Source organism: Pseudomonas sp. PDM16, assembly GCF_014851865.1.
Lineage (GTDB): Bacteria > Pseudomonadota > Gammaproteobacteria > Pseudomonadales > Pseudomonadaceae > Aquipseudomonas.
The window spans coordinates 63,478-79,172 of record NZ_JACVAM010000003.1 but is presented as its reverse complement, the minus strand read 5'-3'; the positions used below and the strand labels follow the sequence as shown (position 1 = coordinate 79,172).

Below are 15,695 nucleotides of genomic sequence, written 5' to 3'. Positions count from 1 at the left end.
TTTTCAAATTTCCTTCGGGCTGCCTTGCTGATTTGGATTCTCATCCGTCAATGACACAAGCCGCGATCACAGCGACTTCTGCCATCGCAACGGAAGGATCACCCAATGCTCCTGCGTCATCTCACACCTCCTCGTTCAATTGCTCAAGCTGTTCGCTTGGCACTTTTTGGTTTAGCCCTCGCCAGCGGGCCCGGCGTTGCACTGCTACCGGCCCAGGCCATGGCGCAAAGCCAGGTTTCATACCAGATACCGGCAGGGCCCCTGGGCCCCGCGCTGACTCAGTTCGGCGTGCAATCCGGTGTGACGATTTCATTCGATACCGAGCAGACTCGCCGACTCGCCACCGACGGTTTGAGAGGCTCTTACAGTATCGAAGAGGGGTTGCAACACCTGCTGGTGAATAGCGGTCTTCTGGCCCAGCGCCAGGCCAATGGTGGCTATGTGTTGATACCCGCCAGCAACGGCTCTGCACTGGAGCTTGGGGCGACGAATATTGATGATCGGGGGCTGGGCTCCCTGACCGAGGGCACAGGCTCCTATACCACCGCCAGTACCCGATCGGGGACCAAGCTCGTGCTATCACTGCGGGAGACACCGCAGTCGGTGACGGTGGTGACCCGCCAGCGCATGGACGACCAGAACCTGCAGAAACTCGAGGACGTCGCCACTTACCCCCCCGGTTTGACCCTGCGTAAAACCGGAGGCGAGCGGCCGGAGTTCTACTCGCGTGGCACCGCTATCGACACCATCATGATCGATGGCCTGCCAGTCGCGTACGACAGCGACACCCTGGGTACCTCGACACTGGCCATGTATGACCACGTGGAAGTGGTTCGCGGTGCGTCAGGGTTGATGGTTGGTGCTGGCAATCCTTCCGGAACGCTCAATCTGGTACGCAAGCGCCCGACATTGGAACCAAGGCTTTCCTTGTCCGGCAGTGTCGGCACATGGGACGACTATCGTGGCGAAGTCGATGTCAGCGGCAAGCTAAGCGGCAGCGGTGATCTGCGTGGCCGCGTAGTCGGCGCATACCAGGACCGAAACAGCTTCGTCGATGCGTACGAAAATAAGCGCCAGTTGTTCTACGGGGTCAGTGAATATGATCTGACTGACTCCACCACCCTTACGCTGGGCGCCTGGTACAACCGAGAAGACAACCCGGGGGCCGACTGGAACGGTTTGCCAGCTCGGCCCGATGGCAGTTTCTTCGACTTTTCGCGATCTGCTCGTACGGCCCCGGACTGGACCTATTGGGATAAAGAGAACCGCAGTGCTTTTGCCGAGATCGAACAGCGTTTCGACAACGACTGGAAGCTGCGCGTCAATGCGACATGGCTGCGGGGCGATATGGAGATGCTCGGTGGCAGCCTCTATACCGACGAGAACAGTGATTACCACCTGAACATTGGGCGCTACACCTACCAACATACCCAGAAAAGCGTCGATACCTACGCTTCCGGCCCTTTCAGCCTGTTCGGTGCGACGCACGAGCTCGTTGTCGGCGCCAGCTGGCGGAGGGACGAAACCAACGACGGACCTGGGGGCCCAGGCATCGATTCGGATGTAATTGTCGATCCGCAGCATTTCGACCCTAACGCCTACCCAAATCCCGAGATCGACAACAACTGGTCAAGGCATGGGCATGAGCAACAATCGAGCACATATGCCACCGTGCGCCTCAATCTGCGCGACGATCTGCGATTGATCCTCGGCTCGCGGCTGGACTGGTATGAGTATGAGCAGAGTACGCAGTCCGGTGCGTACAGCTTTGGTGACGACTACAAGGCTACCCGTGAATACACGCCATACGCCGGCGTTGTCTACGATCTGGACGATACATACTCGGTCTACACCAGCTGGACCCGAATCTTCAAACCCCAGGCCGCTCAGGATGCTGGTGGTAGCCTGCTGGAACCGGTGACCGGAACCAACTACGAAGCTGGAATCAAGGGCGAGTACTTTGGCGGCGCGCTCAATGCCAGTGCAGCCCTGTTCCAGTCAAGCAGCGGCTAACAGTTGGTAGATGGGGCTCCGTGGCTGAAAAGCTGGTCTCCCGCTATTCGACCTCGAAGGTATCGCTATACGGGTTGGCCGATGAGGTTCCCGGATGCAGCCGGGATTCGCTGGTGATCATCGACGTGACGTCATTCGAAGGTGTGCCGGAGAGTGATCTTTGCTTCGGGACGCGCCAGTTTAATTACGTCTGCTTTTTCCAAGCCGGACACATACTCAAACCACTTTCCCGCTTGGCAGCATGACTGCATTGTCAACGCTTGGATCAAAGCCAATGGCTGCGATCCGGCGAAGTCGATGACGCCCTGGAAATGGAAGAGAAAACTGAGGCTGCGGAGGTTGAGGCAAGACCGCTGCTAGCAGCCATCAAAACCGGGTACCTCCCTATGAGTAAGAAGAGCAGGAGATCAATGGTGAAGCCAATCTATCGTGGTGGCTGCCTTTGCGGAGCGGTTAGATTCGAGGCTGATGGCCCAGCGCTGAATCCGCATAATTGCTCATGCGAGTTCTGCCAGCGCCACACCGGATCGCTGACCGCTTCCTGGGTTGAGTTTTCAGCAACAGATGTCCGCTGGGTCGGATCAGGTGGGAGCCCTGCGGTATACCGTTCTTCAGACTTCTCAAGCCGTGCTTTCTGCCCTGAGTGCGGTAGCTCGCTCGGTGCGATAGATGATTCCCCCACAGTAGCTTTGCTGATCGGCACATTTGATGATCATCGCTTGCCAGAGCTGAAGCCGGATTACCACTCCTTCAAACCGGAGAAGCCTATATGGGGGTGACTCCTTAACGTTCAGCATGGCCCCATAGCCGATAGCTACATCTCGTAAAGGTCCGATACCAGGCTACAAGCGGGTGTTTTCGCCGGAGCGTTCTGCCGACGTCGAAAGTCAGCATCTCCGGACGAAGCCCTACCATTTTGAAACAATACCGCTCCTGAGGTTGATGCTCCACACTTGACCTGCTTTTGCTGTGGTGTTCGAATCCGCGCCGCTTCAGGTGTCCTGCGCCGCCGCGCGCAGGGTTAAACGGGAAGTCGGTGTAAGTCCGACGCTGCCCCCGCAACGGTAAACGAGCGATGCCCTCACGACGCCACTGTGCTTTCGAGCATGGGAAGGCGAGGCCATCATGACCCTCGTGAGCCCGGAGACCGGCCTGTCGCATCGTTTGGCAACCCGCGGTGGGCGGGCGTCGATGCCGGCCGCGGGTGCTCCGTGTGCCGTCGTATGCGCGTTTCCATCGGGATTGCCGTGCCTGTCTCTTGCGATGGAACTCCCAATGGCGCGCTTTCCCCTGTCTGTTCTCTCTCTGCGTCCGCTGCTGTGCGGCTCGCTCCTGGTCGCCGGCCCCGTGCTGGCCGAGACCTCTCCCGTAGCTTTACCCGCTCTGCAGGTACAGGCCGCCTCCGCAGAGGGCGAAATCACTCTGCGAACTCCCACCGAGGCCGGCTCGCGCCTGGACCTCCCAGCCCTGCTGACACCCGCCAGCACTACCAGTCTGAGCGGCACCGAGGTGCGGGAGCGCAACAACCGCAACATCCAGGACGCGGTGACCCGTACCCCAGGCATCAGCTTCATGGGTGAGCCGGGCAACGGCGGCACCGCGTTGTCGGCGCGTGGCTTCACCGGGCATGCCTCGACCATGCAGCTGTACGACGGCACCCGCCAGTACATCGGTGCCGGCACCGTGACCTTCCCGGTAGACACCTGGTCGGTGGAGCGCCTCGACGTGCTGCGCGGCCCGGCCTCGGTGCTGTACGGCGAAGGTGCCACCGGCGCGGTGATCAACGTGGTGCCGAAGAAGCCGTTCGCCGGCGAGGTGCGCAACCACCTGCGCCTGGGCTACGGCAGCGACGACCGTTCGCAGCTGGCGCTTGATAGTGGCGGAGGCCTGGTCGATGGTCTGAGCTACCGCTTTAACCTCAACCGCGAGGCCAGCAACGGTTGGGCCGACGATGGCGACTCCGACAGCCTGGCGCTGAGCGGCGCGCTGCGCTGGGATGCCAGTGACGCGCTGAGCTTCACCCTGTCCCACGACAACGCCACGCAGAACCCTTCGCGCTACTTCGGCACCCCGCTGGTCGACGGCCACTACCGCGAGAGCCTGCGCGACCACAACTACAACGTCGAAGATGCCGAGGTGCGCTACAACGACCAGATCACCCGCCTGGTGACCGACTGGCGTATCAGCGACGCGCTCAGCGCCAGCAACCAGATCTACTACATCAAGACCCAGCGCACCTGGCGCAACGCCGAGGCCTACCGCTGGCAGCCGGGCGACCTGGTGCAGCGCGGCGACTTCTGGCACATCAAGCACACCGAGGAGCAGATCGGCGACCGCCAGAGCTTCACCTTCGACCACCAGCTGTTCGGCCTCGACAGCCGCACTGTGGTCGGCGCCGACTACAACCTCATCCGCTTCGCCCGCCACCACGACTTCGACAATGTGTTCGGCGACGTGGTCCCGCTGGCCGGCTCGGGCGGCGGCAGTTACCAGAGCACCGACCAGTACCGCCCGCGCGAGCTGAACCAGGCGCGCCAGTTCTCCCTGTTCGCCGAGAACAACACCCAGCTCAGCGAGCGCTGGTCGCTGGTCACCGGCGTGCGCCGCGACCAGGTGCACCTCGACCGCACCGACCTCACCTCCGACAACCGCAGCGACCGCAGCCTGACCGGCGGCAACTGGCGCGCCGGCCTGGTGTTCGCGGTCACCCCGGAGCTTTCGCTGTACGGCCAGTACGCCACCAGCACCGAAGGCGTGAACAACCTGCTGACGCTCAACCCGAGCCAGCAGCAGTTCGACCTGACCGAAGCCAAGCAGACCGAGTTCGGCCTCAAGCAGGCGTTCTGGGATGGCCGTGGCGAATGGACTTTGGCCGCCTACCACATCGTCAAGGACAAGCTGCTCAGCCGCAGCTCGCCGACCGCGCCGACCCAGCAGATCGGCCAGCAGTCCTCAGACGGTATCGAGGCCTCGCTGGAGCTGGCGCTGCAGCAGGGCTGGCAGGTCTCGGCCAACGTCGCCTTCGTGCGCGCCGAGTACGATGATTTCTCCGAGGCGGTGGGCGGCGTGCTGGTCGACCGCAGCGGCAATCGCCCGACCAACGTGCCGCGGCGCACCGCCAACCTGTGGCTGAGCAAGGAACTCGGCAACGCCGTAGAGGCCGGCATCGGCGCGCGCTACGTCGACGCCCGTTACGCCGACAGTGCCAACAGCGCCGAGATACCTGGCTACACCGTGGTCGACGCCCATCTCAGCTGGCAGGTACTGGCGGACGTCAGCCTGGGCCTGGAGCTGAACAACCTGTTCGACCGCCAGTACGCCACCACCGCCAGCACCGATGGCGAGCAGTGGTACCTGGGCGCGCCGCGCTCGTTCTTCGTCAGCGCCGACTACCGCTTCTGAGGCCGCCGTCATGCTCGACCTGCGTGATCTCGACCTGCAGCTGGCCGATGCCGCCACGCGGCGCTGGCTGCTGCAGGACATCGCCCTGCGCGTGGCGCCTGGCGAGCGGGTCGGGCTGATCGGCCCCAACGGCAGCGGCAAGACCAGCCTGCTGCGCTGCGTGTATCGCTATCGTCGCCCCAGTCGGGGCGCCGTCGAACTGGAGGGCGAGTCGATCTGGGCGCGCTCGCCACGTTGGTGCGCGCAACGCATGGCCGTGCTGCTGCAGGAGTTTCCCGAAGACTTCGGCCTGCGCGTCGACGACCTGGTGGCCATGGGTCTGACCCCGCACAAGGGGCTGTTCCAGGCCGAGGACGCCAGCGACCGCGCGCTGATCGAGGCGACGCTGCAGCAGGTCGAACTGACCGGCTACGGCCAGCGTCGCTTCGCTGATCTGTCCGGTGGCGAGAAGCAGCGCGCGCTGCTGGCCCGTGCGCTGGTGCAGCGCCCGCGCCTGTTGATTCTCGACGAGCCGACCAACCACCTCGACCCGCGCCACCAGCACGCCCTGCTGCAACGCATCCGCGAGCTGGGCCTGGCGGTGCTGGCGAGCTTTCACGATCTCAACCTGGCGGCCGCCTTCTGCGACCGTCTCTATCTCCTGGATCACGGTCGCCTGCTGGCCAGCGGCACGCCCGATGAGGTGCTGTGCGCCGAGCATCTGCAGCGTGCCTTCGGCCTGGCCGCGCTGGTCGACCGTCATCCCGTCGCGGCCCACCCGCGCATCACCTGGATTGCCCCATGAAGACCCTGTTGCCCCTGTGCCTGGCGTTGCTCCTTCCCCTTACCAGCCATGCCGCCAGCGTGACCAGCTGCAACCGCGAACTGCACATTGAGCAGCCGCCGCAACGCGTGGTTAGCCACGACATCACGCTCACCGCGATGCTGCTGGAACTGGGCCTGCGCGACCGGCTGATCGGCTACAGCGGCATCAGCGGCTGGAAGACCCTGGAGCCCAGGTTCGCCGAGCAACTGGCCGGGCTGCCGGAACTGTCGCCGCGCTACGTGTCGCTGGAGAACCTGCTGCAGGCCCAGGCCGACTTCTTCTTCGCCGGCTGGAACTACGGCATGCGCGTCGGCGGTGAGGTGACTCCGGCCAGCCTCGCGCCGTTCGGCATCCCGGTGTACGAGCTGAGCGAGTCCTGCGGCTTCATCATGCCGGGACGCAGCGCGAGCCTGGATGACCTGTACGCCGACCTGCGCAACCTCGGCCGCATCTTCGCCGTCAAGGCGCGTGCCGAGGCGCTGGTGCAACGCACCCAGGCGCGGGTGGCGACGGTGCGTGCGCGCCTGCCGCAAGGTGAAGCGGCGCCGCGTATCTTCCTCTACGACAGCGGCGATGACCGCCCCTTCACCGCCGGCCGCCAGGCCATGCCGCAAGCGCTGATCGAGGCCGCCGGCGGCCGCAACGTGATGCAGGACGTCGACGCCAGCTGGACTGCGGTGAACTGGGAGGCAGTGGTGGAGCGCGATCCCGAGGTCATCGTGATCGTCGACTACGGCCCGCTGAGCGCCGCGCAAAAGCGCGACTTCCTGCTCGCCCACCCGGCGCTGCAGACGGTGACGGCGATCCGCGAGCGGCGCTTCGTGGTGCTGTCGTACCTCGAGGCCACGCCGAGCCTGGACAACGCCGGCGCCATCGAGAAGTTGGCCCGCGCTCTGCACCCGCAGGCTTTCTGATGCCCACGCTGGCCTACCGTCCGCTGCTGCTGTTGCTTGCCCTGGCGCTGCTGATTTCCTGCCTGCTGGCCCTGGGCTTCGGCGCCGCCACGCTGGAGCCGCGGCAGGTGCTCGGCATCCTCGCCGAGCGCCTGTTCGGCGTACGCCTGGACGGGGCCAGTTGGAGCGAGGGGCAGGCGCAGATCGTCTGGGTGATCCGCGCGCCGCGGGTGTTGCTCGGCGCTTTGGTCGGCGCCGGCCTGGCCCTGATCGGCTGCGCCCTGCAGGCGGCTACGCGCAACCCACTGGCCGACCCGCACCTGCTCGGGGTCAGCTCCGGCGCCGCCTTCGGTGCGGTGCTGGTGCTGCTCTACCTGGGCGAATTCGCTGGTGCCCTGAGCCTGCCGCTGGGCGCCTTCGTCGGCGCTCTGGCCAGCCTGTTGCTGGTGCTGGCCGTGGCGGGCCGGCTGCACAGCGAGCGCCTGCTGCTTGGCGGCGTGGCGGTGTCGTTCCTGCTGATGGCGCTGAGCAACCTGCTGCTGTTCATGAGCAACCCGCACGCGGCCAGCGCCGTGCTGTTCTGGATGCTCGGCGGACTGGGTTCGGCGCGCTGGGACAGCTTGTGGCTGCCGGCGCTGTGCCTGGGGCTGGCCATGCCGCTGCTGCTCGGTTTGGCGCGGGCGCTGAATGCGCTGCTGGCTGGCGAGCAGGCGGCGGTGTCGCTGGGCCTTGCGCCCAACCGCGTGCGCCTGCTGGTGTTCGTGGTCACTTCACTGCTCACCGGCGTGCTGGTAGCGCTGTCCGGCGCCATCGGTTTCGTCGGCCTGATGTTGCCGCACGTGGCACGGCGCCTGGTCGGCGCCGATCACCGTCGCCTGCTGCCGATCAGTGCGCTGCTCGGCGCGCTGTTCCTGGTCTGGGCGGACGTAGTCGCACGTTGCCTGATGGCGCCGCAGGACCTGCCCATCGGCATCGTGACCGCAGCCTGTGGCGGCCTATTCTTCATCCTGCTGCTGAGACGCAGACGGTAATGCCGCTACAGGGTGCTAATAGGGAGGCGAGCTGCCAGTCTGCTTGCTGAGTGACCGCGGGAGGGAGGCCGATATTGGCCAGGCGAATCTATTCAGAGGCCAACAGGCTCCGTTCCGATCTCGCGTTTCAGCGAATAGAGATTGATTTTCAGAGTGTGCGGCGCCATCTGCGTCAGTTTATCGCTTCACGCCGTGCCGACGGCCTCTTATGATAGCCATGGCAAGATAGTCAGGTAGAGCGTCTACCACCCCTCTCGTTACAAGGATGTTGCCGATGCAGTTTGCTCTCCCTCTATAGCCCTCTCTTGGTTAGCACGTTTGCCGGTCTTCTGGCATTAAGCTCTGTAAGCGTAGAGGTAATAAGTTTTACTGCTTGCAGAAGTTAGGGCTTCCACGAAATTTTAAATCGCTTAATGATGCATAAGCTGCGATGCACGGTAGATGTGGAAGTCAAGAGAATAAGCTCGACACTTACTGTCTGAAGGTGTCGCTATAAACGGTAATTTTAACTCCCGCTTGAGCGGTGCTTAAGTAAATATTGTGTGGGTGTGTATGTCCTCAAGCTGTCAAGCTCCTATTGTCTCCGAAAAAAGAATGCCAGGCCTCGATTTTCTCAGGGCTATCGCTGCTCTCTGGGTTTTTGTATTTCATTTTATGGAGCTTTCTCCTCAAGCCCTTAAGCCAGCTATAGATAGTTTCTATGTGATAGTTGGGTGGAATGGCGTTGATTTGTTCTTTGTTCTGAGTGGGTTCTTGATTGGATCTATTCTGAGTAGAGATAATGAAAACATTAAGTCTTTTGTTATTAGGCGTTTCTTTAGAATATATCCGGCGTATTTTGTGGTGTTGGTTCTTTGTATTCTTGTGAATAAGCCGTATTTTATTGAAAATAAGCTTCTTATTGCTAGCCATGTTTTCTTGTTCAATAATTTAATTCCAGCGTATGCTGGGGCTGTTAATGGGGTTTTATGGACTCTTGGCGCTGAATTTCAGTTTTATTTGCTGTCAGCTTTAATTTTGTTGGTGCCGAGGCGGAAGCTTTCTTGGCTTTCTCTTGTCTTTTTTATGGTTTTCGTAAGCTTGCTATATAGATACTTTGTTTTTGACTATGCAGCGCCCACGCAGCGATTTTTTCTCTCTACCCAGTTACCTGGGATGTTGGTTCTCTTTGGCCTGGGTTTTTTTGTTGTTCAGTTGAAAAAGTCTATAGGATTGTTTGTTTCTAGATACTTTGTGTTGTTTTTGGTGCTGGCGGTGGCTGCGTTGTTTTTATATTTTAATTGGTTGCGCCCTCATATTGGTGATTATTGGACTAACGAAAGCTCAATGATATATGGAAGATTGTTTTCCGGCGCGGCATTTTCAGTGATGGTTTTGGTTTTTTCGTGTACCCCTGATTGGTTCGGCAGTCTGCTGAAAAGAACAGGCATGGTTTTTGTGGGTGAGATTAGTTATGGGATATATCTCACTCATCTTTTTTGGTTTGATGTGGTGGCGCCCTATGGTGCTTTCTTTATGAAATTTGATTGGTTGATTTATGCGTCTGTTCTGCTGGGGTTGACAATTATATCTTCTTGTTTGATTTATTTTTTTATAGAGCGCCCGTTTATAAGATTTGGAGCGAGGCTCGCCAGCAAATATAGGGCGTCGCAGGGAAATGGTGCGATGTCTGAGGGTTTTGGTGCAGTGCAGTCGCTTAAGATGTAAGCGTGATTACCTATCTAAGAATAGTAAGCACCGTTTGGCACCTATGGATCGCCACCTGCAAGACCGTATAGCGCCGCAGTCCCGGCTCATCTGTCTATCATCTTTGATAGAGAAAATTCGGGAACGTTTGGAAGACGATAGTCTGGCTAGATGTTTGTCATCCAAGTCTTTCTTTTGTTAGCGGCGGGTCGGACCGATTGGCTGTACGGGTTATTTTCTTTTGGCTCTGTAATCCCTGTGGAGTGATGCACTTCTCTGGTTTGCGCTGAACATGCTCAGCGCTATTGAAGCATTCCTCATCGGGTCTCTTCATCAGGCCGTTTTTGATAAAGTCACCAATAGGCTTCATAACGCCAGTCTTACGGCTGCCACGGCGTCTCGACCCCATCCAGCTCGCGGTTGAGAAAAGTAGCCGCACTTATCAAGGCCAAATGGCTCAGCAGCGCTGGGCCGAGCGCAACTTCGTCGTGCTCAACCTGCGCACCGCCCATCTGCCCTATGCGCAAAACTACCGCCATGAACCGGCTCCGGCTCCCTGGCCGGATCAAGGGCCGGAAGGGCAGAGCAATGCCTACGAAACTCGATCCACTACCTTGACGGGATGCTGGCGGAGATCCTCGCCGACTTCGACCGCCTGGATGGCGAGCGCTACCTGATCATCACCGGCGATCATGGTCAGCGCCTGGGCGAGAACAGTTACTGGGGGCACAACGACCTGGTGCCGGAGGTCCATGACGTACCGGTGATCGTGGTTGCTCGAGACGCCCCGGTGGGCGCCCTGGCTGATTTTTTCCGCGGGCGCTGGATCAGCCACTACGAGGCGGGCAAGTGGTTGGCAGCCCGCCTGGGCACGAAGATCGACAATCCCAACCTGCGGCCGAACGAATACTTCGTGCACGACAAGCTGCTGTTCACCGACAACTTTATCCAACGTGTATGTGAGTCGCCTGCGGGGCTGATCCATCAACCGCCACAGCAGCTGAGCCTGTTGCTCGTAGACCCGGGCAAGGGGGCTTGCAACGGAAGTTGACTCGGCCGCCCTTGGCTTGACGTTCTTTTCACTTCCGCTTCACCAGTCATCGACGTTCGCACCCACACACTCCTGGGCGTTTTCCATTGCCTGGACACTCATATGCTCCTGCCCCGCAATGCGCCTATGCGCTATCTGTCTCTGCTACTTGTCTGCTGGCTTGCCGTCTTCACCGTTACCCGTGTTGCTTTGCTCGTCGCTCATGGCGCAGAGGCGGGAGGCTTCGCTCCCGACGTATTTGTTGGGGGCATGCTCTATGACCTGGGGTTCCTGGCCTATGCGGCGTTGCCGCTTGGCCTCTATCTGTTGCTGTGTCCTCCGGCATTGTGGCGCCATCCCGCTCACCGACTGTTTCTCGTCGGTCTGTTCGTCGCCAGTATCTTCCTGATGCTGTTTGTCGCCACAGCCGAGTGGCTGTTCTGGGACGAATTCGGCGTGCGCTTCAACTTCATCGCGGTGGACTATCTGGTGTATTCCGATGAGGTGCTCGACAACTTGCTTGAGTCCTATCCCATCGGGCTGTTGCTGAGCATTCTCGGAGTGTTTGCCGCGGTGCTGTGCCGGGCATTGCGCCGCCCTCTCCGAGTCGCTATCCGAGCACCCCTGCCCGGTTGGCCGCGCCGCGGGTTGATGTTGGCAGGGTTGGTCTTCGCCATCGTTCTGTCTGTCATCCTGCTCAACCAAGACAGTCCGCGCGGCCTGGGTGGCAACAGCTATCGCCACGAACTGGCGAGCAACGGCCCATATCAGTTCTTCGCTGCCTTCCGTAACAACGAGCTGGACTACCGACAGTTCTATGGCCAATTGCCGGATGCCACGTTGGCCCCGGTGCTGCGCCGAGAGCTCGGCGAGTCGACGGCGACCTTCGTTGGCAGCGATCCGCTGGATGTGCGCCGCTGGATCGACAATCCGGGTGTGCCGCGCAAGCTGAATGTGGTTCTGGTGACCATCGAGAGCCTGTCGGCCAAATACCTGGGAAGCTTCGGCGATTCGCGCGGGCTGACTCCTAATCTCGATGCGCTGCGGCGGCAGAGCCTGTTCTTCAATGACTTCTATGCCACCGGCACCCGCACAGACCGAGGTCTGGAGGCCATCACCCTGGCGATACCGCCGACTCCCGGCCGCTCCATCGTCAAGCGCATTGGCCGCGAGGGCGGCTATGCCAGCCTTGGTCAGCAGCTGTCGGCCAGAGGCTACGACAGCGTGTTCGTCTACGGCGGGCGCGGCTATTTCGACAACATGAATGCGTTCTTTTCAGGCAACGGCTATCGGGTGGTGGATCAAAGCAGCGTCGACGAGGCCGACATTCATTTCAAGAATGCCTGGGGCATGGCAGACGAGGACCTCTATACCCAGGCCATGAAAATCGCCGATGCAGATCATGCAACCGGCAAGCCGTTCTTCCTACAGCTGATGACAACCTCCAACCATCGTCCCTACACGTATCCACCCGGGCGCATCGACATAGCCTCCGGTGATGGCCGCGAGGGGGCGGTGAAGTACACCGACTGGGCCATCGGTCGCTTCCTGGAGGCGGCGCGGCAAAAGCCCTGGTTCGACGATACCCTGTTCGTCTTCGTCGCCGACCACTGTGCTGGCAGCGCCGGCATGGAGGACCTGCCGGTGGCCAACTACCACATCCCGCTTTTCCTCTACGCGCCGAAGTGGCTGGAGGCCCGGGAGGATTCTCAGCTCGCCAGCCAGATCGACCTGGCTCCGACCTTGCTCGGTCTGCTCAACCTGGACTATCAGTCGACCTTCTTCGGTCGCGATCTGCTCAAGCCCAGTGCCGCCCCGCCACGGGTCCTGATCGGCAACTACCAGCACCTGGGGTTGTTCGATGGTCAGAACCTGGCGATCCTCAGCCCTCGTGGTCACATGCGCCGACATGACGACGCGCTAGGTGCCAGCCACGAATATCGGGTGGATAACCGTGATCCTCTGTTGCAACGCGACATTGCCTATTATCAGGCGGCCAGCCATGACTTCCAGAAGCGCCTGCTGACCTGGAAGGGCGAGGAGCGGCCATGAGCGCGTCTCCCACCTTCGACAGGCGATTGTGGTATGGCCTGCCATTGGCGATGCTCGCCGCATTGCTGGTGTTCGAGCCGAGCAGGCTCGACTTCGCCATCTCCAATCTGTTCTACGTTCAGGGCCAGGGCTTCATCGGTCGGCACAACGACTTTCTTGAGGATGTGCTGCACGATCGTGCCAAGCAGCTGGTGATCGCTGTAGGCGTACTGGCCATCATCGGTTTCCTGCTGAGTCTTTTACCTACTCGATTGCGCCCGCTGCGGCGTACCTTGGGCTATCTGGTTCTGGCCATGGCGCTATCCACCAGCTTCGTCACGCCCCTGAAGAAAATCACTCAGATGCACTGCCCCTGGAGTCTGGAGGAGTACGGGGGCGTGGAGCATTTCTCGCCATTGCTCGGCCCGCGTGCCGTGTCGGTAGAAAAGCCCGGCAATTGCTGGCCAGGCGGTCATGCGGCGGCAGGCTTTGCACTGTTCGCGCTGTTCTTCGCACTGCGAGATCGTTGTCCGCGCAGTGCCAAGGTGGCACTGGTCACGGCGATGACCCTGGGAACGTTGTTTTCTCTGGTGCGCATGCTGCAGGGAGCACATTTCCTTTCCCACAACCTGTGGACGGCTGCTCTGTGCTGGCTGATTGGCCTGGGGTTATACGATCTCATGCTCTACCAGCCGGCCTCGTCGCCGGTCTCTGACCCCGTGGCGGATCCCAGCTGATCTTGATAGGCGCAGACGAGTGGGGGAGCGCGCCCTGGACGGGCGCAGCACCAGCACGGTTCTCAGGCAATTGAGCCTCCGCAGCGCAAGAACCTTTCATACCTCTGTTCCGTTAGCGCTTTGTCTGGCGGTGCGCCCAGGCTGCGAAGTGCGAATAGCTACGGACGGGCCTGCCGCGACTTCTGCTCGACACGCTGCACGAACTTCTGCAGGTCGACGATGGCGCGGCGATGAGTTCCGGCCCCGACAATTCCGCTTTCATCCCGGCTCTCGACCTTGAACACCAGCACCTTGCCGTCGATAGCGGTGAGTTCGACCGTCGCCGTCACCTTGATCCCGGCAGGTGTGGCCGCTACGTGGCTGATATCAACGTGGGTGCTTACCGTGCGCTGCCCGGCCGTAAGATACGGGCGCATGTCGACGAAGCCAGGCCAACTCGACTCCACCTGTGGAGCCGTGTGAGGTCATGCCACGACGAGCGTATCGGTATGGCTAAGGCCTATCGACGGCGAGGGCGGCGACACAGTACTCATAGACGTCCAACTCTCATGCTTACAGGCCAGGTGATTGGCCGGCGAGCCGTACGCTCGCCCCACAGGTTGGCAATATCTGCGGCGAAGCCTTGAAGCAGCTCGTCGCGCCCAGAGTCTCTGGCATTGCGTACTGACGACCAGGTTGAGATATAGCCGAGAAGGTCCTCGAGGCTCCACTCCAGGTGGATGGCAATCAGAGGGCTTCCAATCTCGTCGAAGGGAAACTCGATGGTTGCATAGCCGCTATCTACCAGTTGGCGCTCGGGAGGCCAGTACGGACCGATCTCATGCCAGTAGAAGCGTTCGAAGCGAGCCCCCAGATCACCTTCCAGGCGCAGCACCCCGTAACTGATCAGCGCCAGAATCGCATCCGGCGTGGCCACTCGGCGTACTTCACCATAGAACCTGGGCAGGTCGAACCAGTGTGCCGCCTGTGCTGCGGTAACGAGGCTCGCACTGTTATTCGGGAGCGGCAGTTCTTCGGCGGGGGCGCAGTGGTAGGTGACGTTCTGCTTTGGCGTCGCATGGTTGATCTGGTCTTCGCTGGGATCGATACCAGACACCCGGCGGAAATTCTCGGCAAGCTGGACGGTGAGCTGGCCGGTGCCGCATCCGACATCGAGGGCTTGAACTGTATCGGGTGCGATGGAGGCCAGGAACGCAGCGACTGCTGGAGGGTACTCCGGCCGGTATCGTGCGTACGCCGAGCCACCCTGATCGAACCAGTTCTTCGTTTCTGCGAGAGTGCTATGCATGGCTGACACTGCCCGCTTTCAGGCTTTGCTTGATGCTGGTCAGGCGCTGAGCGAAGCCCCGCTGTTCCAAGGCTTTGGCCGCGTTCTCCAGCACGTGACGCAGTGGATAGCCGATTTCTTGCTCCAGGTGCTCGATGGCCTCGAACGTCGCTGACCAGTGAGTGTTCAACTTGGTCACCAGCTTCTTGCCGGCTGGCGTCAGTTGAACCACTGTCTGCCGGCCATCCTCTCCACGTTGGCGGGATACGATTGCGTCAGTCTCCATTTGGCTGATGGTCTGGCTGATGGCTCCCTGGGTCAGGTGGGTTCGCGAGGTGATCTCGGTAACCGTCTGGGCGCCAGACCGAATCGCACGCAGCACCGGGGTGTACCGCGCTCGGTACTTCAGTCCCATCTGCTGATAGTGTTCCTCGGCTCCCGACTCCACCAGCTCCGACACGTAACGCAGTAGCTCGCCCAGTCCGGGCTCAATTTTTCTACTCATGGCAGGCATCTCCAACTCTCGGTTCCAAACTACATTAGCGCTAATGTAAATGGCAAGCCTGGCTACCAGGCAGGAAGCGGCTGCGTTGGTGGCTGGAACTCGTGTTCAGAGGGGCTCGGCATGGGAGACCGACCGATATGTAGCTTTGCCCTAGGCGGCCAGCAGCTCTCGTTGCTACCGGTAGGGGGACAGTTGCTGGCCGGTCGTAACGGCTGACGTCCTTGACATCGACGTGCTGGGACATCTGATTGGCGCAGTCGGACATGCCGGCACGCTTGCCTACGGGCACACTCGT

General features: G+C 60.7%; 15 protein-coding genes and 1 riboswitch. Of the genes, 11 read left to right on the top strand and 4 right to left on the bottom strand.

The window, feature by feature from the left end; genetic code table 11:
- Positions 1-105: 105 nt before the first annotated feature.
- The 8 genes from IB234_RS12320 (at position 106) to IB234_RS12285 (ending at position 9,851) form a co-directional block, all read left to right on the top strand.
- Complete coding sequence (locus IB234_RS12320) at positions 106-2,013, top strand: TonB-dependent siderophore receptor (RefSeq protein ID WP_192317982.1); 1,908 nt, start codon at positions 106-108, stop codon at positions 2,011-2,013.
- 20 nt (positions 2,014-2,033) lie between these two features.
- Entirely contained in the window at positions 2,034-2,258 is a 225-nt protein-coding gene (locus tag IB234_RS12315) for a hypothetical protein (RefSeq protein ID WP_192317980.1), read from the top strand.
- A 66-nt stretch (positions 2,259-2,324) separates the two neighbouring features.
- The gene (locus IB234_RS12310; protein ID WP_412547922.1) at positions 2,325-2,792 is read left to right on the top strand and encodes a GFA family protein; all 468 of its coding nucleotides are present in this window, start codon (positions 2,325-2,327) and stop codon (positions 2,790-2,792) included.
- A gap of 198 nt (positions 2,793-2,990) precedes the next feature.
- Positions 2,991-3,184: riboswitch (cobalamin riboswitch) on the top strand.
- A gap of 104 nt (positions 3,185-3,288) precedes the next feature.
- On the top strand, positions 3,289-5,415 hold the full coding sequence (locus IB234_RS12305; protein ID WP_192317978.1) for a TonB-dependent receptor: 2,127 nt from the start codon (positions 3,289-3,291) through the stop codon (positions 5,413-5,415).
- 10 nt (positions 5,416-5,425) lie between these two features.
- Complete coding sequence (locus IB234_RS12300; protein WP_192317976.1) at positions 5,426-6,199, top strand: ABC transporter ATP-binding protein; 774 nt, start codon at positions 5,426-5,428, stop codon at positions 6,197-6,199.
- The gene (locus IB234_RS12295; protein ID WP_192317974.1) at positions 6,196-7,134 is read left to right on the top strand and encodes an ABC transporter substrate-binding protein; all 939 of its coding nucleotides are present in this window, start codon (positions 6,196-6,198) and stop codon (positions 7,132-7,134) included. Before IB234_RS12300 ends, IB234_RS12295 begins: the two co-directional genes overlap by 4 nt.
- Complete coding sequence (locus IB234_RS12290; RefSeq protein ID WP_192317972.1) at positions 7,134-8,144, top strand: FecCD family ABC transporter permease; 1,011 nt, start codon at positions 7,134-7,136, stop codon at positions 8,142-8,144. Before IB234_RS12295 ends, IB234_RS12290 begins: the two co-directional genes overlap by 1 nt.
- 594 nt (positions 8,145-8,738) lie before the next feature.
- Positions 8,739-9,851, top strand: a complete 1,113-nt coding sequence (locus tag IB234_RS12285; RefSeq protein WP_192317970.1) for an acyltransferase family protein — start codon at positions 8,739-8,741, stop codon at positions 9,849-9,851.
- Positions 9,852-10,210: 359 nt separating this feature from the next.
- Here IB234_RS12285 and IB234_RS23965 read toward each other — a convergent pair whose 3' ends face one another.
- Complete coding sequence (locus tag IB234_RS23965; protein ID WP_225580564.1) at positions 10,211-10,369, bottom strand: hypothetical protein; 159 nt, start codon at positions 10,367-10,369, stop codon at positions 10,211-10,213.
- Positions 10,370-10,452: 83 nt separating this feature from the next.
- On the opposite strand from IB234_RS23965, the gene IB234_RS12280 reads away from it, so the two are divergent.
- The 3 genes from IB234_RS12280 (at position 10,453) to IB234_RS12270 (ending at position 13,628) form a co-directional block, all read left to right on the top strand.
- On the top strand, positions 10,453-10,881 hold the full coding sequence (locus IB234_RS12280) for a hypothetical protein (protein WP_225580563.1): 429 nt from the start codon (positions 10,453-10,455) through the stop codon (positions 10,879-10,881).
- Between the two features lie 102 nt (positions 10,882-10,983).
- Positions 10,984-12,912 carry an LTA synthase family protein gene (locus tag IB234_RS12275; protein WP_192317968.1) on the top strand — a complete coding sequence of 643 codons (1,929 nt, stop codon included), beginning with the start codon at positions 10,984-10,986 and terminating at the stop codon, positions 12,910-12,912.
- Positions 12,909-13,628 carry a phosphatase PAP2 family protein gene (locus tag IB234_RS12270; RefSeq protein WP_192317966.1) on the top strand — a complete coding sequence of 240 codons (720 nt, stop codon included), beginning with the start codon at positions 12,909-12,911 and terminating at the stop codon, positions 13,626-13,628. Before IB234_RS12275 ends, IB234_RS12270 begins: the two co-directional genes overlap by 4 nt.
- Positions 13,629-13,786: 158 nt before the next feature.
- On the opposite strand, the gene IB234_RS12265 is transcribed toward IB234_RS12270, so the two are convergent.
- The 3 genes from IB234_RS12265 to IB234_RS12255 all read right to left on the bottom strand — a co-directional run bounded on the left by IB234_RS12265 (position 13,787) and on the right by IB234_RS12255 (position 15,400).
- A complete protein-coding gene (locus IB234_RS12265) occupies positions 13,787-14,044 on the bottom strand; it encodes a thioesterase family protein (protein WP_225580562.1) in 258 nt (85 codons plus the stop codon).
- A 113-nt stretch (positions 14,045-14,157) separates the two neighbouring features.
- On the bottom strand, positions 14,158-14,916 hold the full coding sequence (locus IB234_RS12260; RefSeq protein ID WP_192317964.1) for a class I SAM-dependent methyltransferase: 759 nt from the start codon (positions 14,914-14,916) through the stop codon (positions 14,158-14,160).
- Entirely contained in the window at positions 14,909-15,400 is a 492-nt protein-coding gene (locus IB234_RS12255) for a MarR family winged helix-turn-helix transcriptional regulator (RefSeq protein ID WP_192317961.1), read from the bottom strand. Before IB234_RS12255 ends, IB234_RS12260 begins: the two co-directional genes overlap by 8 nt.
- Between the last annotated feature and the right edge of the window lie 295 nt (positions 15,401-15,695).